Consider the following 26008-nt stretch of genomic DNA (forward strand, 5'->3'; position numbering starts at 1 on the left):
TACAAGCAGTTTGTTGTATTTCATTAACCTTTTTCTGAATACTTATCTCAAGGTCAAATCTAGACCCTTTTTTAAAATTTTACTATATGTTGTATGTTATGCAATCTTTTTTATTTCTTAATTCAAGTTTTTTTATAGTAGATTCTTATTTTTTTATGTGGTAGTAACCTTTTTAAATACTCTCTTTAATTGAAGTATATAATTAGGTCTATACATCACTTATAGGCCCACTCGTCGATACTTTAATGCCATTCGTCTATTTTATTCCTGCAAATCCGTAACCAATTTTTAAATTTAAGTAGATCAAAGTGTGCGATTTACGGAATTTTTAAATTGTATGTCATTTTTTTCATTATGCTTTTACCGTTTTTATAAAGGAATATAATCTAATTCTATTATAGACAAAGAATTTAAGTTGTTTTTTGTTAAAATAAATGTGATTAACTATTTTATAAGTGGTATGTGTAAAGAAAATGTCAAAAACTTTACTTTTTAAATTTATTTCTGAAACCGTTAACAAGATTTTAACGTACTTCTATTATAAGGTTAATGAGATTTTCTGAAAACGAAAACTTGGTTTAGCCATACATATAGAACTTAAACAATAAACTATTTACATTGATATAGTATTAAAATATAAAACCAATTTTATGTTTCAAAATTACCTCCAAATCTCGGTTTTGCTTGATTGCAAAAGATTTAAATTGTGTTTTTTGTTGCTAGTTTCCTTTCTTGTAGCTCCTTTTGGTTATGGACAAGTACAAGATCCTATAAGCGATTTAAAGATTTTTGATACTTCTACTTTGTTTCGAGACAGTGGTTCTCTTGATACTAGTAGCGAATCTGTATCTAAGTCCAGTAAGAAATCCATTAGTGGTTCTGTTTTTAAAACAAGTGGTGCTTTAACTGTATCTGCTTTAGACTTAAATGGTACAGCAGCAGGGGTGAATCACCTTGTATTAGCTAATGTCGGTTTTTTATATTCGACGGTAAGTACAGGTATTAGTATAACGAGCTCCACCGGAACTGTAACAAGTGCAAAGCTAACTTTTTCTACTAGCTCAACAGGTGTACCTGCTGGTGTTCAAAATGCAAACGATCTTGTTCGATTTTTAGCTAGTAATGGGTCAACAGTAAATACATACTTTATCAATGGAACCTCTGCAACTGTTTCGAATACGGTTTATGGTTCAAATAACTTCAGAATAACACACAATGTTTCTACAGGTGTGTTTGATATAACTGATCAGGGAGGTTTACCGATTGATGTGGCCAATTTGCAGGCGCTATTAAGAAACACCTTATATGCGCATTCAGGAGTAACCGTTACAGAGGGTTCAAGATATATGGTGGTCTCAGTTACAGATCCCAATAACACTTTGACTGCGTACACCGAGATTAGACTTACTCGTCCACCTGTAGCAGTTGATGATGTAAATTCTGTAGCAGCAAATTCTGTTGCAGCAATAGCAGGTAATCTAAGTAGTAATGATACAGATCCAACTCCAGGTGATACAAGAACTATTACCGAGGTACATGGATACGCAGCCAGTGTAGGATCGGCATATACTACTACCTTCGGGACTATTACAGTACAAAGTAATGGTACATATTCATATAATGTTGATGTCAATAATACCACAGTAAAAGGTTTAAAGACCGGTGTCTCAATCACTGATATTATTTCTTATCAAGTTAAAGATGTTGCAGGGAATTTTGATTTTGGTTATTTGACGGTTACTATAAACGGAGTAACAGAACCACCAGTGGCAACTGATAATACTAATAATGTTACTGTAGGGAGCAGTACTGTAGCGACTGGTAATGTTATATCTGATGATACAGGTTTAGGGTCAGATAGGCTGGACAGGAATACATCATTATTTGTTTGGGAATCTCAATATACAGATGGTGCAACCGTGAATGGTACAACAAGAACTCTAGGAGGTGTAAATCTTTCTTTTGTTCAAGATACCCCTGTGGGAGTTGGAGGAACAAATAATCAGACTGTTAATTTTGGAACAAATGGTGGTCATCCTGGTTATTTTTATTTTGCTTCTGATCCTGCTGTTAATCCAGCAGGGGATAATAAATTTACTATTAACTTTAGTAAATCTGTTACTAATATTTCTTTTACCTTATCTGATATTGATTTTTCACAAAGTAATACTTGGCAAGATCAAATGCGCGTAGTCGGGACATTGGCAGGGGCAACTGTTACTTACAATAAACAAGTTGCTGGTTCAATAGTGCAAACAGGTTCAGATACATTTTATGGGACAGGAAGTGTTCCTGCTAATGATGCACATGGAAATGTAACTATTTCATTTAATAGGCCTATTGACAAGTTAGAATTTTATTATAACTACGGCCCTAATGTAACTGCACCGGATCCTGGAGGTCAAATTGCAGGTTTAACTGATTTGGTTTGGCAAGACGATGAGGCTTCTGGGGTCTTACGAGTTAACGGTTTGACAACTAATGTGGGAGTGCCTGTTGCCGGAACCTATGGAACTTTTATTATTTATGCTAACGGTAGTTATACTTATACTTTAAATTCTAGTAATCCAGCTGTTTTAGCATTAACTTCTGGTCAAACTCTTACAGACTCAATACCGTATTCAATAAGTGACAATATTCCAGGTTCGGGTAATATAGCTACTGCAAATCTAATTATAACAATAACATGTACACCACCTGCTGCACCTACCATTGCAACAGGTGCAGCAACTTGTGCTAGTCAAGGAACTGCGACAATTACAAATTACGATAGTTCATTTGCCTATACAGTTTCACCTGCCGGCCCTACTGTGGGAGCCGGAGGTGTAATTAGCAATTTGACTCCAAATACGTCCTATACAGTTACTGCTACTACAGGAGGTGGTGGATGTACTTCAAACGCATCAAGTGCTTTTAGTGTGAATCCTTCGCAAACCCCAGCAGCCCCAACAGCAGGAACAGTTACGCAGCCAACATGTGCCACAGCAACAGGCAGTTTCCAAATCACAGGTTATAGTGCATCCAATACGTATGCTTTCACACCAAGTGTAGTAAGCATATCTGGTACAGGATTAGTAACCGCCAATTCAGGAACCTATACCTTCACGCAAACGAATGCAGCAGGATGTACCTCGGCAGCATCATCAAGTATTGTTGTTAATGCACAACCCGCTACACCAGCAGCTCCAACAGCAGGAACAGTTACACAACCAACATGTGCCACAGCAACAGGCAGTTTCCAAATCACAGGTTATAGTGCATCCAATACGTATGCTTTCACACCAAGTGTGGTAAGTATATCGGGTACAGGATTAGTAACCGCCAATTCAGGCACGTACACCTTTACACAAACGAATGCAGCAGGATGTACTTCGCCAGCATCATCAAACATTGTTGTTAATGCACAACCCGCTACACCAGCAGCCCCAACAGCAGGAACAGTTACGCAGCCAACATGTGCCACAGCAACAGGTAGTTTCCAAATTACAGGCTATAGTGCATCCAATACCTATACTTTCACACCAAGTGTGGTAAGTATATCGGGTACAGGATTAGTAACCGCCAATTCAGGAACGTATACCTTTACACAAACGAATGCAGCAGGATGTACCTCGGCAGCATCATCAAGTATTGTTGTTAATGCACAACCCGCTACACCAGCAGCTCCAACAGCAGGAACAGTTACACAACCAACATGTGCAACTGCAACAGGCAGTTTCCAGATTACAGGCTATAGTGCATCCAATACCTATACTTTCACACCAAGTGTAGTAAGCATATCTGGTACAGGATTAGTAACCGCCAATTCAGGAACCTATACCTTCACGCAAACGAATGCAGCAGGATGTACCTCGGCAGCATCATCAAGTATTGTTGTTAATGCACAACCCGCTACACCAGCAGCTCCAACAGCAGGAACAGTTACACAACCAACATGTGCAACTGCAACAGGCAGTTTCCAAATCACAGGTTATAGTGCATCCAATACGTATGCTTTCACACCAAGTGTAGTAAGCATATCTGGTACAGGATTAGTAACCGCCAATTCAGGAACCTATACCTTCACGCAAACGAATGCAGCAGGATGTACCTCGGCAGCATCATCAAGTATTGTTGTTAATGCACAACCCGCTACACCAGCAGCTCCAACAGCAGGAACAGTTACACAACCAACATGTGCAACTGCAACAGGCAGTTTCCAAATCACAGGTTATACTGCATCCAATACGTATGCTTTCACACCAAGTGTAGTAAGCATATCTGGTACAGGATTAGTAACCGCCAATTCAGGAACCTATACCTTCACGCAAACGAATGCAGCAGGATGTACCTCGGCAGCATCATCAAGTATTGTTGTTAATGCACAACCCGCTACACCAGCAGCTCCAACAGCAGGAACAGTTACACAACCAACATGTGCCACAGCAACAGGCAGTTTCCAAATCACAGGTTATACTGCATCCAATACCTATACTTTCACGCCAAGTGTGGTAAGTATATCTGGTACAGGATTAGTAACCGCCAATTCAGGTACCTATACCTTCACGCAAACGAATGCAGCAGGATGTACCTCGTCAGCATCATCAAGTATTGTTGTTAATGCACAACCCGCTACACCAGCAGCTCCAACAGCAGGAACAGTTACACAACCAACATGTGCAACTGCAACAGGCAGTTTCCAAATCACAGGTTATACTGCATCCAATACCTATACTTTCACGCCAAGTGTGGTAAGTATATCGGGTACAGGATTAGTAACCGCCAATTCAGGCACGTACACCTTCACGCAAACGAATGCAGCAGGATGTACCTCGGCAGCATCATCAAGTATTGTTGTTAATGCACAACCCGCTACACCAGCAGCTCCAACAGCAGGAACAGTTACACAGCCAACATGTGCAACTGCAACAGGCAGTTTCCAAATCACAGGTTATAGTGCATCCAATACGTATGCTTTCACACCAAGTGTAGTAAGCATATCTGGTACAGGATTAGTAACCGCCAATTCAGGAACCTATACCTTCACGCAAACGAATGCAGCAGGATGTACCTCGGCAGCATCATCAAGTATTGTTGTTAATGCACAACCCGCTACACCAGCAGCTCCAACAGCAGGAACAGTTACACAACCAACATGTGCAACTGCAACAGGCAGTTTCCAAATCACAGGTTATACTGCATCCAATACCTATGCTTTTACGCCAAGTGTGGTAAGTATATCGGGTACAGGATTAGTAACCGCCAATTCAGGTACCTATACCTTCACGCAAACGAATGCAGCAGGATGTACTTCGTCAGCATCATCAAGTATTGTTGTTAATGCACAACCCGCTACACCAGCAGCTCCAACAGCAGGAACAGTTACACAACCAACATGTGCAACTGCAACAGGCAGTTTCCAAATCACAGGTTATAGTGCATCCAATACGTATGCTTTCACACCAAGTGTGGTAAGTATATCGGGTACAGGATTAGTAACCGCCAATTCAGGCACGTACACCTTTACACAAACGAATGCAGCAGGATGTACTTCGCCAGCATCATCAAACATTGTTGTTAATGCACAACCCGCTACACCAGCAGCGCCAACAGCAGGAACAGTTACACAGCCAACATGTGCAACTGCAACAGGCAGTTTCCAAATCACAGGTTATAGTGCATCCAATACGTATGCTTTCACACCAAGTGTGGTAAGTATATCGGGTACAGGATTAGTAACCGCCAATTCAGGAACGTATACCTTTACACAAACGAATGCAGCAGGATGTACCTCGGCAGCATCATCAAGTATTGTTGTTAATGCACAACCCGCTACACCAGCAGCTCCAACAGCAGGAACAGTTACACAACCAACATGTGCCACAGCAACAGGCAGTTTCCAAATCACAGGTTATAGTGCATCCAATACGTATGCTTTCACACCAAGTGTGGTAAGTATATCGGGTACAGGATTAGTAACCGCCAATTCAGGCACGTACACCTTTACACAAACGAATGCAGCAGGATGTACTTCGCCAGCATCATCAAACATTGTTGTTAATGCACAACCCGCTACACCAGCAGCGCCAACAGCAGGAACAGTTACGCAGCCAACATGTGCCACAGCAACAGGCAGTTTCCAAATTACAGGCTATAGTGCATCCAATACCTATACTTTCACACCAAGTGTAGTAAGCATATCTGGTACAGGATTAGTAACCGCCAATTCAGGAACCTATACCTTCACGCAAACGAATGCAGCAGGATGTACCTCGTCAGCATCATCAAGTATTGTTGTTAATGCACAACCCGCTACACCAGCAGCTCCAACAGCAGGAACAGTTACACAGCCAACATGTGCCACAGCAACAGGCAGTTTCCAAATCACAGGTTATAGTGCATCCAATACGTATGCTTTCACACCAAGTGTAGTAAGCATATCTGGTACAGGATTAGTAACCGCCAATTCAGGAACCTATACCTTCACGCAAACGAATGCAGCAGGATGTACCTCGGCAGCATCATCAAGTATTGTTGTTAATGCACAACCCGCTACACCAGCAGCTCCAACAGCAGGAACAGTTACACAACCAACATGTGCCACAGCAACAGGCAGTTTCCAAATCACAGGTTATAGTGCATCCAATACGTATGCTTTCACACCAAGTGTGGTAAGTATATCGGGTACAGGATTAGTAACCGCCAATTCAGGCACGTACACCTTTACACAAACGAATGCAGCAGGATGTACTTCGGCAGCATCATCAAACATTGTTGTTAATGCACAACCCGCTACACCAGCAGCGCCAACAGCAGGAACAGTTACACAGCCAACATGTGCAACTGCAACAGGCAGTTTCCAAATCACAGGTTATAGTGCATCCAATACGTATGCTTTCACACCAAGTGTGGTAAGTATATCGGGTACAGGATTAGTAACCGCCAATTCAGGAACGTATACCTTTACACAAACGAATGCAGCAGGATGTACCTCGGCAGCATCATCAAGTATTGTTGTTAATGCACAACCCGCTACACCAGCAGATCCAACAGCAGGAACAGTTACACAACCAACATGTGCCACAGCAACAGGCAGTTTCCAAATCACAGGTTATAGTGCATCCAATACCTATACTTTCACGCCAAGTGTAGTAAGCATATCGGGTACAGGATTAGTAACCGCCAATTCAGGTACCTATACCTTCACGCAAACGAATGCAGCAGGATGTACCTCGGCAGCATCATCAAGTATAATTATTTTTAATGTAATTTGTGTCAATGATGATAACATCCTTTCAACAGGCGGCAATGTATTGTCCAATGATACACTAAATGGCACGGCAGTAACTACATCAAACACTGATGTCACACCCGTAACTTCAGGTCCATTGAGTATTGATGCAAATGGAAATCTAACTGTTGTTCCAAATACACCAACCGGAACGTACACTATTATGTATGAATTATGTGAAGTTGGAGCTACCCCAGCTAATTGTGGTACAGCTACGGCAACAGTTGTGGTAAACAATCCAATCGATGCGGTAACCGATCCATCAGTAACAGTAGTATCAAATAATACGGTTGTAACAGTATTGAACGCTTTAGCAAATGATACCTTAAGTAACCTAGGTGCTACAACTACGAATACAAATGTAACGCCATTAACCACAGGTCCATTGAGCATTAATGCAGATGGAATAGTAACCGTTGCTGCCAATACCTCAAGTGGCACGTACAGCATTACTTACCAATTATGCGAAGCCAATCCATCAACAGGATTGAATGTAAGCCCAGCAAATTGTGATACCGCTACAGCCACAGTCGTGGTAAACAATCCAGTAGATGCAGTGAATGATCCATCGGTAACCGTTGCATCAAACAACACGGTAGTAACGGCATTGAACGCATTGACAAATGATACGTTAAGTAACCTAGCAGTAACTACGACCAATACCAATGTAACGCCCTTAACGACAGGACCATTGAGCATTGATGCTAACGGAATAGTAACCGTTGCAGCCAATACACCAAGTGGTACGTACAGCATCACCTACCAATTATGCGAAGCCAATTCATCAACAGGATTGAATGTAAGCCCATCGAATTGTGATAATGCAACGGCTACTGTAGTAGTTTTAAATCCAATAGATGCGGTAAATGACGGCCCAACAACAATTACGTCAGCTACTACGCCGGTTACCGTACAAATTGTAACATCAAATGATAGGTTGAATGGAGTATTCGTTACAGCAACTAATAGTGATGTAACACCAATAACTACAGGTCCTTTAAGTGTAGATGTTGACGGTAATTTAATATTAGCAGCAAACACAGCTTCTGGAACTTATACAATAACATACCAGTTGTGTGAATCTGGTGCAAGTCCAGCTAATTGTGATTCTGCTACAGCGACAGTTGTAGTTCAGAATCCATTACTTTCAGCAAATGATGGTCCCCTTACAGTAGCAACTGCTGGAGTTTCTAAAGTTGTTTTAAATGTAACATCAAATGATACGTTACATGGAGATCCAGTAACAGATGCAAATACTAATGTCACACCACAAATATCAGGGCCATTAAGTATAGCTAGTAATGGAGATATAACTTTGGCAGCAAATACACCTTCAGGTACATATACAATTACATACGAAATATGTGAAGTAGGAGCAAATCCTGTAAATTGTACAACAGCAACAGCAACGATTGTAGTTTTAAATGCTATAGTAGCAAATCCTGATACAACTGGAGGGCTTCCAGGCGCTACCACAGGATCTGTTTTGGGGAATGATACTTTAAGTGGAATTCCGCCTATCAATCCTACTGATGTGATTTTGACAACTATAGCTTTAAATCCGGTATTAACTTTAAATCCAGACGGTACCATTACAATAGCACCAGGTACACCTGCAGGACCTCAAACTCTGGAGTATCAAATATGTGAAATTGGTTCAAATCCGGCTAATTGCAGCACCGCATCAGTAACAGTAAACGTTTTCCAAGCAGCAGTTGATGCTATTGTTGATGATTTTACAGCAATACCATATACAGGTGGTATTGGAGGCACTACTACATCAGTATTGAATAACGATACCCTTAATGGAGTAGTTTTAAATCCATCAGATGTTGTATTAACGTTAAGTGGAACAGCTCCAGCAGGATTTATACTGAACAGCAATGGTGCAATTACGGTTCCTGCTGGACAGGTTTCAGGTACCTATATGGTTTTTTATCAAATATGTGAAGTGATAAATTCAGGTAACTGCGATATAGCCAATGCAAAAATCCTTATTAGTAATAGTATTGTAGCATTTGATGATACTTTCTCAATACAAGTTCCAAGTACGACAGTAGGTACAACAGTTGGAAATGTGCTAGCTAATAACAGTAATGGAGCAGATAGTTTAAATGGAATAGCAGTTACATCAGTAAATACAGATATTACACCAGTCACTACGGGACCATTAAGTATTGATGCAGATGGGAAATTGACACTAGCTTCTAATACAGTTTCAGGAACCTATAGCATTACGTATCAATTGTGTGAATCAGGAGCAGATCCTGTTAATTGTACAAATGCCGTAGCAACAGTGGTTGTTTTAAATCCAATTGATGCTGTTGATGATAATCCAGTTGCAGTAAACACAGGAGTAAATCCAAAAGTAGTGTTTAATGTAACAGATAATGATACTTTGAATACTGTTTTAGTAAGTCCGACCAATACGAATGTTACACCAGTTTCTTCAGGTCCATTGAGTATAGATTCAAATGGTGTAGTAATATTAGCAGGAAATACACCAAGTGGAAGTTATAGTATTACCTATGAATTGTGTGAAGTTAATCCATCAACAGGATTGGCTGTAACACCATCGAATTGTAATACAGCAACAGCAACCATTATAGTTTTAAATCCAATAGATGCAGTAGACGATCCATCAGTAACTGTTGGGTCAAACAATACGGTTGTAACGGCCTTAAATGCCCTAACAAATGATATATTTAACTTAGTTGCAGCTACAACAACTAACACCAATGTAACACCACTAACCACTGGTCCATTGAGTATTAATGCTGATGGGATAGTAACTGTTGCGCCTAATACCCCAAGTGGTACGTACAGCATCACTTATCAATTGTGCGAGGCCAATCCAGCAACAGGATTGAATGTAGTACCAACGAACTGTAACACCGGTAAAGCAACAGTAGTGGTAAGCAACCCATTGGTAGCATCAAATGATACCCCAGCGGCAGTAGCAGTAGGCGATAGCACAGCAAGTGTTGTTGGTAACGATACTTTAGATGCAGCAGCAGTAGTAATAGGCACTAACCCAGGAAATGTAGCCTTAACAGGAATAACCGTTCCAGCAGGCTTGACATTGAATGCAGATGGAAGTATTACAGTAAATGCGAACACCCCATCAGGAACTTACACTGTAGTTTATGAAATCTGTGAAGTAGGCGCAAGCCCAGTAAACTGTAAGCAAGCAACTGCTACAGTAGTGGTAAGCAATCCATTAGTTGCCAATAACGACACACCAGCAGCGGTTTCAGTAGGCGATAGCACAGCAAGTGTTGTTGGTAACGATACTTTAGATGCAGCAGCAGTAGTAATAGGCACTAACCCAGGAAATGTAAGCTTAACAGGAATCACGGTTCCAGCAGGCTTGACATTGAATGCAGATGGAAGTATTACAGTAAATGCGAACACCCCATCAGGAAGCTACACTGTAGTTTATGAGATCTGTGAAGTAGGCGCGAGCCCAGTAAACTGTAAGCAAGCAACTGCTACAGTAGTGGTAAGCAATCCATTAGTTGCCAATAACGACACACCAGCAGCGGTTTCAGTAGGCGACAGCACAGCAAGTGTTGTTGGTAACGATACTTTAGATGCAGCAGCAGTAGTAATAGGCACTAACCCAGGAAATGTAAGCTTAACAGGAATCACGGTTCCAGCAGGCTTGACATTGAATGCAGATGGAAGTATTACAGTAAATGCGAACACCCCATCAGGAAGCTACACTGTAGTTTATGAGATCTGTGAAGTAGGCGCGAGCCCAGTAAACTGTAAGCAAGCAACTGCTACAGTAGTGGTAAGCAATCCATTAGTTGCCAATAACGACACACCAGCAGCGGTTTCAGTAGGCGAGAGCACAGCAAGTGTTGTTGGTAACGATACTTTAGATGCAGCAGCAGTAGTAATAGGCACTAACCCAGGAAATGTAAGCTTAACAGGAATCACGGTTCCAGCAGGCTTGACATTGAATGCAGACGGAAGTATTACAGTAAATTCGAACACTCCATCAGGAACTTACACTGTAGTTTATGAAATCTGTGAAGTAGGCGCAAGCCCATTAAACTGTAAGCAAGCAACTGCTACAGTAGTGGTAAGCAATCCATTAGTTGCCAATAACGACACACCAGCAGCGGTTTCAGTAGGTGATAGCACACCAAGTGTTGTTGGTAACGATACTTTAGATGCAGCAGCAGTAGTAATAGGCACTAACCCAGGAAATGTAAGCTTAACAGGTATCACGGTTCCAGCAGGCTTGACATTGAATGCAGACGGAAGTATTACAGTAAATGCGAACACTCCATCAGGAACTTACACAGTTGTTTATGAAATCTGTGAAGTAGGCGCGAGCCCAGTAAACTGTAAGCAAGCAACTGCTACAGTAGTGGTAAGCAACCCATTGGTAGCAGTAAACGATACACCAGTAGCGGTTTCAGTAGGTGATAGCACACCAAGTGTTGTTGGTAACGATACTTTAGATGCAGCAGCAGTAGTAATAGGCACTAACCCAGGAAATGTAAGCTTAACAGGTATCACGGTTCCAGCAGGCTTGACATTGAATGCAGATGGAAGTATTACAGTAAATGCGAACACCCCATCAGGAACTTACACTGTAGTTTATGAGATCTGTGAAGTAGGCGCGAGCCCAGTAAACTGTAAGCAAGCAACTGCTACAGTAGTGGTAAGCAACCCATTGGTAGCAGTAAACGACACACCAGCAGCGGTTTCAGTAGGCGATAGCACAGCAAGTGTTGTTGGTAACGATACTTTAGATGGTAGTCCAGTAGTAATAGGCACTAACCCAGGAAATGTAGCCTTAACAGGTATCACGGTTCCAGCAGGCTTGACATTGAATGCAGATGGAAGTATTACAGTAAATGCGAACACCCCATCAGGAACTTACACTGTAGTTTATGAAATCTGTGAAGTAGGCGCGAGCCCATTAAACTGTAAGCAAGCAACTGCTACAGTAGTGGTAAGCAACCCATTGGTAGCATCAAATGATACCCCAGCGGCAGTAGCAGTAGGTGATAGCACAGCAAGTGTTGTTGGTAACGATACTTTAGATGGTAGTCCAGTAGTAATAGGCACTAACCCAGGAAATGTAAGCTTAACAGGAATAACCGTTCCAGCAGGCTTGACATTGAATGCAGACGGAAGTATTACAGTAAATGCGAACACCCCATCAGGAACTTACACTGTAGTTTATGAAATCTGTGAAGTAGGCGCGAGTCCAGTAAACTGTAAGCAAGCAACCGCTACAGTAGTGGTAAGCAATCCAATCATAGCTAACGAAGATACAATTCCATCTGCAGGAGGAAATGTTACAGCAAACGATACTTTAAATGGAGTACCGGTAACTATAGTTAATACTGATGTAACTCCAGTAACAAATGGACCATTGAGTATTGATGCAGATGGAAATTTAACAGTAGCGCCAAATACACCAAATGGTACGTACACCATCACGTATGAAATTTGTGAAGCAGGAGCGGTACCAGTAAATTGTACCACAGCTACGGTTACTGTTAATTATGTAAATCCATTAGTTGCTAGTAATGATACTTTTACAGCAGCAGGAGGGAATGTGTTAGGAAATGATAGTGTAAATGGAGCACCGGCAACCATGACAAATATTGTTGTGACACCAGTAAATAATGGTCCATTAAGTATAGATACTGCTGGAAATGTAACATTGGCGCCAAATACACCAAGTGGTACCTACACTATCGTTTATGAAATTTGTCAAACAGGAATGACACCTGCAAACTGTACCACAGCTACAGTAACGGTTGTAGTAAACAATATCATTGTTGCCAATAACATTACATTTCCACCAACAGGCGGTAATGTAACATTAAATGATACTGTTAATGGCGTACCATCCACACCATCTAATACCGATGTAACACCAGTAACAAGTGGTCCATTGAGTATAGATGCTAATGGAAACTTGACAGTAGCTCCTAACACACCATCAGGAACATACACAGTAGTATATGAAATCTGTGAAGTAGGAGCAACACCATCAAATTGTTCACGAGCTACTGCAACAGTAGTTGTAGCAAACCCAATTTTAGCCAATAACAATACATTCCCATCTACTGGAGGAAATGTAACAGGTAACGATACGTTAAACGGAGTACCGGTAACTACAGCTAATACTGATGTAACTCCAGTAACAAATGGACCATTGAGTATAGATACAAATGGTAATTTAACAGTAGCACCAAATACCCCAAGTGGCACATATACGATAACGTATCAAATCTGTGAAGTAGGTGCAACACCAGCAAATTGCACCACAGCTACCGCAACGGTGGTGGTAAACAATGTTATTGTAGCCAATAATGATACACTACCAGCCACGGGAGGAAATGTTCTAGCAAATGATACCATTAACGGAGTGCCGGTTACAGCTGCCAATACCGATGTGACGCCAGTAACAAGTGGTCCATTGAGTATAGATGCTAATGGAAACTTAACCGTAGCGCCAAATACAATAGCAGGAACGTATACCATTACGTATCAAGTATGTGAAACGGGCTCTAATCCGTTGAATTGTACCACAGCCACAGTTACAGTTGTTATTGCAGAAACGCCAATGATTGCCATTGTTAAAACAGCCGTATTCAATGACGAAAATGGAGATGGTTTTGCACAAGCAGGAGAGACCATTACCTACAGTTTTGCGGTAAGCAATACAGGAAACACGCCATTAAACAATGTAACGGTTACCGATGTTTTACCAGGTTTGATACTATCGGGTAATAGCATATCTTTATTGCCAGTAGGAGCGACAAACAATACAGCCTATCAAGGAGTGTATCGCTTGAAACAATCCGACATCAATTTAGGAAGCGTAACCAACCAAGCAACCGCAACAGGAGTTACGCCTCTAGGATTAGTAGTAAGTGATTTATCAGATGATTCTAGTGCTTTAAGTGATAGACCAACTGTACTTGCTATTCAAGGATGCGTGATCGAAGTGTTTAATGCAGTAGCACCAAATGGAAATGGAGACAACAAAGTGTTCCGCATTAGAGGACTTGAATGTTACAGCGACAATACGGTAGAGATATACAACCGTTGGGGAGTTTTAGTATTTGAAAGAACAGGATACAACAATGATGATAGAGCCTTTAGAGGCGTTTCAGAAGGAAGAGTAACCATCAAACAATCCGAAGAGTTACCAGAGGGAACGTATTATTACATCTTGAGATATAAGGACAGTGCAGCCACTAGTTTTGAAAAAGCAGGATACTTATACATCAACAGATAATAAATAAAGCTCATAAGTTTAAAAATGGAAGCAATATGAAGACAAAATTAGTAGTAGTAATGGTACTCTTACTCTCGGGTATAGTAAATGCCCAGCAAGATGCTCAGTTTACACAGTACATGTACAATTCGATCAATATAAATCCAGCCTATGCAGGTTCGCGTCAGTCCATGAACATCTTTGCCCTACACCGCACCCAGTGGGTAGGGCTAGATGGGGCACCAGTAACGAATACTGCCTCTATTAATACTCCTATCAATGATACTAAAGTAGGTTTAGGAGTGTCGATCATAAATGATAGGATAGGGCCATCTGATGAGAGCAATCTAGCAGTTGATTTTTCATACTACATCAATACCTCAGAAGACTTCAAACTCTCCTTTGGATTAAAAGCCTCAGCAAATCTATTGAATGTCAATTTTGATAAGTTGAATCAGTATGATCCTAATGATTATAGTTTTGAGAACAATATAGACAATAAGTTTTCACCTAATATTGGAATAGGTCTTTATTTGTATTCTGATAAAAGCTATATCGGGCTTTCTGTGCCTAATTTACTTGAGACAAAGCATTTTGATAAGTACGCAGGGGTAGGAGCTAGTTCTTACATAGCCCGAGAACGCGTAAACTTCTACTTAACAGCAGGTCACGTATTTGATTTAGATTACAATTTAAAGTTCAAACCCGCCATGATGACTAAGATGGTTCAAGGCGCACCCTTACAGGTAGATTTATCGGCTAACTTCTTGTTTAATGACAAGTTTACAGTAGGAGCTGCCTACCGCTGGAGTGCTGCATTGAGTGCCATGGTAGGCTTTCAGGTATCAGATTCTTGGTTTATTGGGTATGCATACGATATGGAAACCACACGATTGGCTAATTACAATTCTGGATCACATGAAATATTTCTTCGTTACGAAATATTCAAAACTTATAATAAAATTACATCACCTAGATTCTTTTAATTTAATATAACGTTATGAAATTAAGCGCCAAACATTTCGGATGCTGTGTAGTTTTTTTAGTATCAACAGTAATGGGGTATACACAAAAAAAAGGAGTGGCAACCGCAGATAAAAACTTCGAAAATTATTCTTACGTTGATGCTATAGCTACTTATGAGAAAGTAGCAGATAAAGGCTACAAGGACGAGAAAATGTTTCAAAAGCTAGGAGACTCCTATTTCTTTATAGCCGATTTGATCAAGGCAGAGAAGTGGTACACTGCACTTTTTGAGATGAATCCCACTCAAGAGCCAGAGTACTATTACAGATATTCTCAATCATTAAAAGCCGTAGGGAATTATGCTAAGGCCGATAAAATGTTAGAGCAATTCATAGCAAAATCAGCCACAGACCAGCGAGGGAAACTATTTGCAAGTCAGCGCGATTACTTAAAAGACATCAAGGAAAATTCAGGAAAATATGAAATTTTTGATGCAGGAATCAACTCTTCGTACTCAGATTACGGTAGTGCTTACTACAACAACACCTTACTTTTTGCCTCGGCGCGAGATACAGGTGGAGTAACAAAGAAAGTGTTCAAGTGGAACAATGAATCTTTCACCAACTTGTACAGCTCCCAGATAAGTACAGATGGTAGTATGGGCAAGCCAGAGGTTTTCAATAAAAACATCAACAGTAGATTTCATGAGTCAACTCCCGTTTTTACCAAAGATGGCCAAACGATGTATTTCACGCGTAATAATTATCTCAACGGGAAAAAGCAAAAAGACAGCAGGCGAGTTATATTATTAAAACTCTACAAGGCCACAAACGAAAACGGAAAATGGGTCAATGTACAAGAGCTACCTTTTAATAGTAACGAATATAGTGTAGCGCATCCAGCGCTGAGTGTAGACGAGAAAACCTTGTATTTTGCATCAGACATGCCCGGTACAAAGGGATTATCAGATCTTTTTAAAGTAAGCATCAATGCTAATGATACTTACGGGACACCAGAGAATCTAGGATTGCCTATTAACACAGAGTCAAGAGAAACCTTTCCGTATATCTCACCAGATAACAAGATGTATTTTTCCAGTGATGGACATCCTGGACTTGGAGGTTTAGACGTGTTTGTGATGGATTTATCCTCAAAAACTCCAGGCAGTACCATTGAAAACTTAGGGACACCTATAAACAGTACCCAAGACGACTTTTCATTTGTGATAGATGCAGAGAATAAAAAAGGATTTGTGACTTCTAATAGAGAGGGAGGATTAGGATCTGATGATATTTATAGATTCAATAAATTTCCTGTTCCTGTTTGTAATCAAGCACTTCAGGGAGTTATCAAGGATCAAGATACAGGTTTAGTCTTGTCCAATGCTAAGGTAAGTTTGTTTGATTCCAATTTTAATTTGATCCAAGAAATTACCACTCCATTATCAGGAGCCTACAGCTTTGAGGTAGAATGTGGTAAGGCGTATTATTTACGTGGAGAAAAGCCAGAGTATGAAACCAAAGAGAATAAAATTGTAATAGCAAAAGTATCTGGAGTAACGCAAGGCCCATTAGCCTTAGAGCCAAGAAAAAAAGCTATTAATGTAGGTACAGATTTAGCTAAAACCTTGGATATTCCGATTTTGTATTTTGATTTAGACAAGTCAGTTATTCGTAAGGATGCGGCATTTGAGCTAGAAAAAGTATTAGCAGTGATGCAACAATACCCAAAGATGACCATCGACATTAGATCCCATACAGATTGCAGACAAACCATAGCTTACAACCAGGCACTATCTGATAGAAGGGCAAAATCAACTAAGGCATGGTTGATCAAAAACGGTATAGCTGCTAGTAGATTAACGGCTAAAGGATACGGTGAATCACAACTTGTAAACGATTGTGGATGTGAACCTACGAACAAATCAAACTGTACAGAGGCACAACACCAAGCCAATAGAAGAAGTGAGTTTATTATTGTATCTATGCAATAAATCTTCTCAAAACAATAAAAATCTAAAAAGGCTATCCTTAACGGGATAGCCTTTTTTGTTACTTGATAAAATTATAAAAAACCATAGGATAATTTTTCCTATGGTTTTAGTTTATACAGTTTTAATTCTTTCTGTTGATTATTATAGGGGCATTGTTTGATTTTTGATCTTCAATTTTGTTTTTTGGATTAGTAGATCTGTAATAATAAGAATCCTCATCAGAAGAGTCTTGATTGTTGCCATAGCCTACAGAGTTTGAATTTTGACCATAGTAGTATGCTTTTCCGCCTTTTACAGTACCTATCATGTCTATAATTTGTCCTCTACGGTTGTAGATGATTTCTAATCCGCCCACACGCTCTAGAGCAAATCTATTGTAAGTCATGTAAACAGATCCTATTCGCTTCACTCGGTCATTAGCATCGTAATTGATAAATACATTACCTACTTGTCTCACACGACCTAGATTGTCATGTTCAATTCTCACTCCATAATTGATAGGACGATTTTTATTAGGTGTTCCATAAGTTCTATTTACTCTACTGTTTGAGTTTGCTTTGTAATACATTTCACCGCGAGTTGTTGGTCTGGTATTAAAATCCAGTTGGCCATCAGGAAATACATAAAAGGCAATGCCTCTTTCTATGAATTCTACAGGTTCGTCATTGTCATAAAGAGAAGACGATTTTATAATTACAGAGAAATCTTTTTTCTCTGTTGCGTTGGCAACACTACCTCCAAATACGAAGATACTAGCAACTAAAAGGGTAATTTTTTTCATGATACTTCTATTTTGAATTTTGCCTACTCTTGAGCTTTTCGGCTTTCGCTTTAACTGTTTAGTTGAATAGGGATATTCAAGTAGTGTGCCAAAAAAAAGTAGCTGTGATCTAGAACTAGTATTTAAACTGCTGCTGTTGTAGTTTTTATATCGTTTAAAATGCAGTATATCAATGATGTATAGAATTAATTTTAAACCAAAAATATTTTCAAAAGAGTGGTTATTTTTAATTTTTTAAGAAAACAGAATCAAACTACTTATCAACAGTGCTTAAAATTAACTTCTGTTACGAACACGCTTCAACTGATATTGAGTAATTTTGTAGCATGTATGCACTAGTAGATTGTAACAATTTTTATGCCTCATGCGAACGTGTTTTTCAGCCGAAATTCAACGGGAAACCTGTTGCAATCTTGTCTAATAATGATGGTTGTGTCATTTCACGTAGTAATGAAGCGAAGGCGGTAGGAATAGGAATGGGAGCGCCCGCTTTTCAAATAAAAGAAATTGTAAAACAGCATGATGTGCAATTATTTTCGTCAAATTATGCCTTGTATGGTGATTTGAGCAATCGAGTAATGAAGATTTTAGAGCAGTTTACACCAAATGTAGAGATTTATAGTATTGATGAAGCTTTTTTAAACTTTGATGGATTATCAATTGAGGACTATCACCAGTATGGAATTCAAATGAAGAGCCGAGTGCACAAATGGGTTGGTATTCCGGTTTGTATTGGCTTTGCCGAAACCAAAGCATTATCAAAAGTAGCTAATAAAATTGCTAAAAAATTCCAAGATAGAACGCAAGGTGTTTATGTTATAGATAGTGATGAAAAGCGAGTAAAAGCACTTAAATGGACTAAGATTGAAGATGTTTGGGGGATAGGACATCGACTGAATAAGAAAATGAAAACTAGAAATATAGCAACCGCTCTTGACTTTACCGCACCACAACATGAGGCTTGGATAAAAAAAGAAATGGGTGTACTGGGAATGCGTTTAAAGTATGAACTAGAAGGTAAATCTGTATTAGACCTAGAGCCTATTGCTACCCAAAAAAAGAGTATTGCTACTACCAGAAGTTTTCCTAAACAAATTGCGGAGTTTGATTTATTACGAGAGCGTGTAGCGACTTTTGCTGCGCAATGTGCCGAGAAATTACGCAAGCAAAAATCTTGTTGCCACACCATAATAGTCATGCTAGTTGTAGACAAACACAGCATACAAACATCTAAATATTATTTTAATTGCGCCGTAACATTGCCTTATGGGTCTAATTCTACATTGACCATTGCTAATGCTGCGATAGCCTTACTTAAAAAACTTCATGCAGGTAATGAGCACTTAAAATTTAAAAAAGCAGGTGTAATTGTTACAGAACTTATTGATGAAAATAAAAAACAGTTTGATCTTTTTGAGGAAGAAAACCCCAAACATTTACAACTAATGAAAGTAATTGATGGGTTGAATGCTAAAATAGGCGACAAAAAAATAAAACTAGCATCGCAGAATTTAAGTTTGACCTGGAATATGAAACAAAACCATTTGTCACCTAGATACACCACCAGTTTTAAAGATATACTTGAAATAAAATGCCAGTAAATAAAACATCCAAACTTACTTTTTACTTTCCTGATTTTGAAAGTGAATTGCGCATTCCTTTTATAAACGAAGGAGTTTCAGCAGGATTTCCATCGCCAGCTGCTGATTTTATGGAAATGAGTATCGATTTGAACAAACAATTGAGTGAAAACCCGCTGGCTACTTTTTATATTAAGGTCAAAGGAAACTCTATGATTGATGCAGGTATTGATGACAAGGATGTTCTTGTTGTTGACCGAAGCCTAGAGCCACAAAATAATAAAATAGCCATTTGTTTTATTGATGGAGAGTTTACCGTAAAGCGAATGAAGGTAGAAAAAGATTGTTTGTATCTCATGCCAGAAAATCCAGATTATCCACCCATAAAAGTCACTGAGGAAAACGAACTCATCATTTGGGGGATTGTAACTTATGTAATTAAAAAGCTGTAAGCCATTTAATTTAAACTTAATTATAAAAAAAAAACGACCTGCATCTATTAAGAGCAGGTCGTTTGTTATGATGTGAGAAGGTGTTAGTGTTTTGGAGTAACTCCGTCCTCATTTAATTCTCTGTGTTCGTAATCAGCAATCATCTCAGCTTCATAATTTACTTTTTGACCTTTAGAGAATTTAGCAATTAATTTCTCCATGATTTCATAAATCACCGGAACAATAATCAAGGTTAGGAATAATGATGAAATTAAACCACCAATAATTACCCAAGCCAAACCGTTTTTCCATTCGGCACCAGCACCAGATGCTAATGCAATTGGGAACATACCAAATACCATCGCAATGGTTGTCATCAAAATAGGACGAAGACGTGCGTGATTCGCTTGAATTAATGCGGTTCTGATGCTCTCACCCGCAGCTCTTCGCTGATTGGTGTAATCCACAAGCATAATCGCATTTTTACAAACTAGACCAATTAACATAATCACCCCAAGAATAGTAAAAATATTCAACGTATTATTGGTCAAAGCCAAGGCTAATAATGCTCCAATAAACGAAAGCGGAATAGCAAACAATACCACAAATGGGTGTACAAAACTATCGTATAACGAAACCATTACTAGGTAAACCAAAATAATAGCAGCCAATAAAGCAATTCCTAAGGTTCCAAAACCTTCTGTTTCATTCTCTTTTTGTCCCCCCCAAATATAGTCTACACCAACTGGTTTCTCCAACTTGTCAATTTTCTCTTCCCATTGTGATACAATCGTTCCAGAAGAGATACCAACATTTTGACCTTTAACAGTTACAGACGCTGTTTTGTCTCTACGCTCTAATTGGCTTGGACCAGAACCTTCAGTTACCGTTGCAAATTGATTTAACTTGATTTGTTGACCCATATCATTGATGAATATCAAGTTGCTTACATCGGCAATACTTTTTCTATCGAAAGCATTATACTTAATATTGATGTCGTATTCGTATTCTCCAGCTCTAAAACGTCCGTCTGTGTTTCCACTAAAAGCAGTTTGCATAGTCATACCTACGGTTTGTAAACTCAAACCAAGTGCGGCCATTTTATCTCTGTCTACTTTTACGCTTACTTCAGGATTTCCGTCCTCTACTGATAATTCAATTTCTGTTGCACCTGGAATAGAACGCAATTCTTTTTCGGCAGCAATAGCAAATTTCATCGCACTTTCTACATCTGGACCTGTTACAATAAGTCCTAAAGTAGCATCTTCAGCTGTTCCTAAAATACCAACAGGAACGGTTTTTACTTTGGCACCCACTAGTAATTTTTCTAATTTACGCTTTGTTTTTGCAGCGTATACATTTGCAGGTTCATCACGTTGGTCTAATTCAACCATTTTCACGTTAATTTCTGCTTTATAAGCAGTAGATTGTGAAGCCCCCATACCACCACTAGTTTGGCCCACAATAGTAAATTGACTGTGAACAAAATCTTCTTTGTCTAAAAAGGCTTCTGCTTTTTGTGTCATAAAGTTGGTTTGTTCTAGCGAGGCATCTTTTGGCATTTCGATTTGAACTAAAAACTCACCACTATCCGATGCTGCAAAGAATTCACCACCAATAAATCCTGCTGGTACCAATGCAATTGAGCTGAAGAATAAAACTAAAACAATGGCAAGTGTTGTTTTATAATGATCCAAAGACCATGTCAGTAATCCTGAGATCCAGTTGATGAAACGGGTTAAGTAACTTTCAAAACCAAGAATAATTCTTCCAAAAAGGTTTTTACCTGTAATATGTTCTAATTTTCCGTATCTGGATGATAACCATGGAATAATAGTAAACGAAGCAACTAATGACAACAAAGTGGATATAATTACCGTGACACAAAATTGCGTAATAATATTAGAAACCAGTCCAGAACTCAATGCAATTGGTAAAAATACAACCACAATTACAAGCGTAATCGATACTACAGTTCCACCAATTTCGGCTGTACCATCATAAGCAGCTCGAACTTTGTTTTTGCCCATTTCCATGTGCCTGTAAATATTCTCCAAAACCACAATGGCGTCATCCACAAGAATACCTACAACGAGAGACAATCCTAACAAACTCATTAAGTTCAAGGTGTAACCCATTAAGTAAATCCCAATAAAAGTGGCAATTAACGAAGCAGGAATAGATACCATTACAATCAAGGAGTTTCGAATACTGTGCAAGAAAAACAGCATTACAAAAGCCACTAAAAGAACGGCAATAAGCAAATCGTGCACAACGGCATCAGCAGCTTCAAGGGTAAAAATTGTACTGTCTTTGGCAATTTCTAGTTTTAAATCGGCAGCTTTATATTCGCCTTCCAGTTTCGCAATGGTTTTCACCAATTCTTCACTAACCGCAACCGCATTGGCATCAGATTGTTTGATGATTTGTAAAATAATCGCACTTTTCTGATTCACACGAGCTACTTTCTCTGTAATTTTTTGGGTATCCTGGACATCAGCAATATCGCCCAAACGAACTTGGATTCCACCTCTTGAGGACACAATTAAGTTTCTTAACTCTTCAACATTTTTATATTTTCCGGCTAAACGAATTAATATTTTTTGTTCTCTAGTTTGAATATTTCCTGTTGGGAAATCTAAGTTAGAAGATAAAATATTCTGTTGTACCTGTGGAATAGAAAGTCCGTAGGCTTGCATTTTTACGGCATCCAGATTCACTTGAATTTCTCGCTCTTGTCCGCCTGTGATATTAACTTGAGCTACTCCTGGCACACGAGAAAGTACCGGTGCAAGTTTCTTGTCTATTAAGTCGTAAAAAGCTACTTCGTCCATTTTTCCGTTGGCACCAATGGTCATAATTGGTAAATCGCTCAACGAAAACTTGTTTAATGAAGGCGCCTGAGCGTCATCTGGTAAGTCATTGATGATGGCATTTATTTTACGCTGCGCATCATTCATAGAAATATTTACATCAGCATTAGATGTTAATGTTATCGAAACCGAAGATAAACTTTCAAAAGACTTAGAATCAATTTTTTTGATGTTTTCCAGAGATGAAATTGCGTCTTCAATTTTTTTGGTAACGGTATTTTCGACCTCACTAGGTGATGCTCCGGGATAAACCGTTGCAATCGAAATCACGTTGGTTTCAAATTTCGGGATCAACTCATAGCCTAATTGGCTGTAACTGAACAGTCCTCCTAATGTTAGAATCGTAAATAATACGATGACTAACGACGGACGTTTTATGGATATTTCTGCTAATTTCATACGTTTTTTTTCTTTATGGCTTTAAGACTTTCGACTTTAAGACTTATTTAATAACCTCCACTTTGCTTCCGTCTTGCAAATTGATTTGTCCGGTTACAATTACTTGCTCACCATCTTCAAGGCCGTTTAAGATCTCTACTTTATCGCCAAGAATTCTACCAGCAGTTACTTTTTTTAACTTGGCAATTCCATTCTCAATTACAAATATTTGGTTACTACTCACACTACCTACAAAAGCATTTCGTGGAACAATTTTCAAAGCTTGTTTTTGTTGGTTTGATGCAAAAGCAGCGGTACCGTACATTCCTGCTTTTAGGTCTTTGTTAGCGTTGTTTGTAATTTCTATTTCAACAGGGAAGTTTAAAGTTTCATCCGCTTTTGCAGCAATGAAAGTTATTTTTCCTGAAAAAGTTTTGTCTGGATATACACTTGCAACTACAGTAGTAGCAGTTCCTACTCTTAATCCAGCTACTTGACTTTCGTTTACGTTAACTTTCAATTTTAACTTTGATACGTTTACAATGTCAAATAATTGTGTTGCAGGCATTCCTGTAATGATAGACCCTACTTCAATGTGTTTTTTATTGATAAACCCGCTTATTGGCGCTTTGATTCTAGTATCACCAACGTTAATGTTAGCTTGTGTCAATTGCGACTTAGCATTTACCATTTGTAGTTTGGCTTGGTCTAGTTGTTGCTTGGTTACACCACCAGTTTTAAATGCATTTTCAAATCGGTTGTAATCAGAAACAGCGTTTTGATAAATGGCATTTGCGTTTTGAGCATTTACATTCACCACATCACTACGCACAATAGCAAGAGTTTGTCCTACGCTTACGTAGTCACCTTCTTTGGCCAATATTTTGGTTATTTTACCTGACTTTTCTGCTGAAAATTTTAATTCTTGAACTGGTTCAAAATTTCCGTTAGAAACAAAGTCAAGTGAAACTTCTTCTGTTTTTACCACATCAGTTCTTACTGATATCGTTGCATTTTTCTCAGCTACAATCGCAGTTTTAGCTTCGTTCTCTTTTTTGTTATTGGTAAGTACGTAAGCAATAATTCCTAGAGAGGCAGCAATTACAACTACGGTTATGATAATTTTTTTCATTTTGATTATTTATTGGTTAATGTTTTTAGTTCTCCTTTTGCTTTAATTAATTGTATTTCGGCTAATTTATATTCTAATAGCGCTGTAGTGTAATTGTTTTGGGCAACAACAAGTTCACTTTCTGCTTCAAGTAGATCCGTTAAGGATGCTAGGCCTTGAGTATAGTTGTTGTTAGTATTGGTCAAGACTTCTTGCGCTAGTTTCGCGTTTTCTTTTTGATTGTTGATCGATACGATGCTATTCTCGATTTGTGTTCTAGCGTTGGTATATTGTAAATCCAATGCTAGTTTCGTTTCTTCTAAATCAACTTTTATAGAAGCAAGTTTGTTATCAGCTTGGCTTACTCTTGATTTTGTTCCAAATCCCGAAAAGATTGGGATGCGTAAATTTAAGCCTACCGAAGCAAAATCAGACCAGTACACACCATCTGATGGTTTTTTGAACCAAGGCATCTCTGGACCTTGACCAATGAAGTTATATCCTCCGGTAAGTGATAAACTTGGGTAATAGGCAGCCTCTATAGATTTTTTTTGGTACTCTAGTAATTGTTCGTTCTTTTTAACCAATAAATATTCGGTTCTTGTTGTAGTATCCGGTGTTAACGAAAGAGCATTTGGAGTAATTTCGAATTCCGTTTCTGGAATAGAAATACGAGTATCCATTGGTAAACCCATAAAAAATTTCAAAGCGTTTTCTTGCAGCGTTACTGCGTTAAGAGTTTGTTGACGTAATGTATTGATGTTTGAGATTCGAACTAAAGTTCTGTCTAAGTCAATTTTTTTGGCCAATCCGTTATCGTATTGTCCTTTTATGATGTCCTTAACTTTTGTGGTGTTTTTAAGGTTGTTGTCTAGTACAGTTAAGTTTTGACGCGTTACATAAACTTGGTAATATGCATTGGCCACACGTTCTATAACTTGCTCTTCAGTTAATTGTGCGTTTATTTGGTAAAACTCACGAGTAGATTTTGCTGCCTTCAAACCTATAAATACGGCTTGGTCGTATAAGGCTTGATTAAGGGAAACTCCTGCAGTTGAGCTCCATTTTTGACCAAAAGCAGCTTGAATTGTAGTTCCAGGTTGACCGAATCCAGCTCCGTCAATTACGGTAGTTTGTAAAATTGGGTTGTAATTCAAGCTACCATTTGCTGCAATTTGAGGCAAAGCCCTTGAACGAACTTCTTGAATTTCGTATTCTCCTTTTTCTACTTGTAATCTTGCCTTTTTTGCATCGGCTTTATTCTCCAATGCGTATACGATGGCGTCTTGTAAAGTAAGGCTTTTTATTTCTTGTGCATTGATGCTTAAAGAAAGCAGCACGGTCATTAGTATAATTGTTTTTCTCAT

Annotated in this window: 9 protein-coding genes; 5 read left to right on the forward strand and 4 right to left on the reverse strand. The window is 39.0% G+C overall.

The genetic code is table 11. The annotated features are described in order from the left end of the window. Positions 1-713 precede the first annotated feature (713 nt). The 3 genes from K5V07_RS01305 to K5V07_RS01315 are packed head-to-tail and all read left to right on the forward strand — an operon-like array spanning position 714 to position 17487. Complete coding sequence (locus K5V07_RS01305) at positions 714-14549, forward strand: gliding motility-associated C-terminal domain-containing protein (protein WP_221916041.1); 13836 nt, start codon at positions 714-716, stop codon at positions 14547-14549. Between the two features lie 35 nt (positions 14550-14584). Next, positions 14585-15514 (forward strand): type IX secretion system membrane protein PorP/SprF, encoded by a 930-nt coding sequence (locus K5V07_RS01310; RefSeq protein ID WP_221916042.1) that lies wholly within the window; start codon positions 14585-14587, stop codon positions 15512-15514. A 14-nt stretch (positions 15515-15528) separates the two neighbouring features. After that, positions 15529-17487, forward strand: a complete 1959-nt coding sequence (locus tag K5V07_RS01315; protein ID WP_221916043.1) for an OmpA family protein — start codon at positions 15529-15531, stop codon at positions 17485-17487. A 121-nt stretch (positions 17488-17608) separates the two neighbouring features. Here the strand turns inward: K5V07_RS01315 and K5V07_RS01320 are convergent, their stop codons facing one another. After that, positions 17609-18268 (reverse strand): hypothetical protein, encoded by a 660-nt coding sequence (locus K5V07_RS01320; RefSeq protein ID WP_221916044.1) that lies wholly within the window; start codon positions 18266-18268, stop codon positions 17609-17611. Between the two features lie 326 nt (positions 18269-18594). On the opposite strand from K5V07_RS01320, the gene K5V07_RS01325 reads away from it, so the two are divergent. Together K5V07_RS01325 and K5V07_RS01330 are read left to right on the forward strand one after the other, a co-directional pair. Beyond that, entirely contained in the window at positions 18595-19869 is a 1275-nt protein-coding gene (locus tag K5V07_RS01325) for a Y-family DNA polymerase (protein ID WP_221916045.1), read from the forward strand. Beyond that, positions 19860-20300: a LexA family transcriptional regulator gene (locus K5V07_RS01330; RefSeq protein ID WP_144891147.1), complete on the forward strand. Its 441-nt coding sequence runs from the start codon at positions 19860-19862 to the stop codon at positions 20298-20300. The genes K5V07_RS01325 and K5V07_RS01330 overlap by 10 nt, the downstream gene beginning before the upstream one ends. Positions 20301-20383: 83 nt before the next feature. Here K5V07_RS01330 and K5V07_RS01335 read toward each other — a convergent pair whose 3' ends face one another. From K5V07_RS01335 to K5V07_RS01345, 3 genes are read right to left on the reverse strand one after another with little or no spacing between them, the layout of a single operon-like run. Continuing rightward, on the reverse strand, positions 20384-23551 hold the full coding sequence (locus tag K5V07_RS01335; protein ID WP_182651347.1) for an efflux RND transporter permease subunit: 3168 nt from the start codon (positions 23549-23551) through the stop codon (positions 20384-20386). A gap of 43 nt (positions 23552-23594) precedes the next feature. After that, positions 23595-24662: an efflux RND transporter periplasmic adaptor subunit gene (locus K5V07_RS01340; RefSeq protein ID WP_221916046.1), complete on the reverse strand. Its 1068-nt coding sequence runs from the start codon at positions 24660-24662 to the stop codon at positions 23595-23597. A gap of 5 nt (positions 24663-24667) precedes the next feature. Continuing rightward, positions 24668-26008 (reverse strand): TolC family protein, encoded by a 1341-nt coding sequence (locus tag K5V07_RS01345; RefSeq protein ID WP_221916047.1) that lies wholly within the window; start codon positions 26006-26008, stop codon positions 24668-24670.

This window comes from Flavobacterium sp. CHNK8, from assembly GCF_019774515.1.
GTDB lineage: Bacteria > Bacteroidota > Bacteroidia > Flavobacteriales > Flavobacteriaceae > Flavobacterium > Flavobacterium tiangeerense.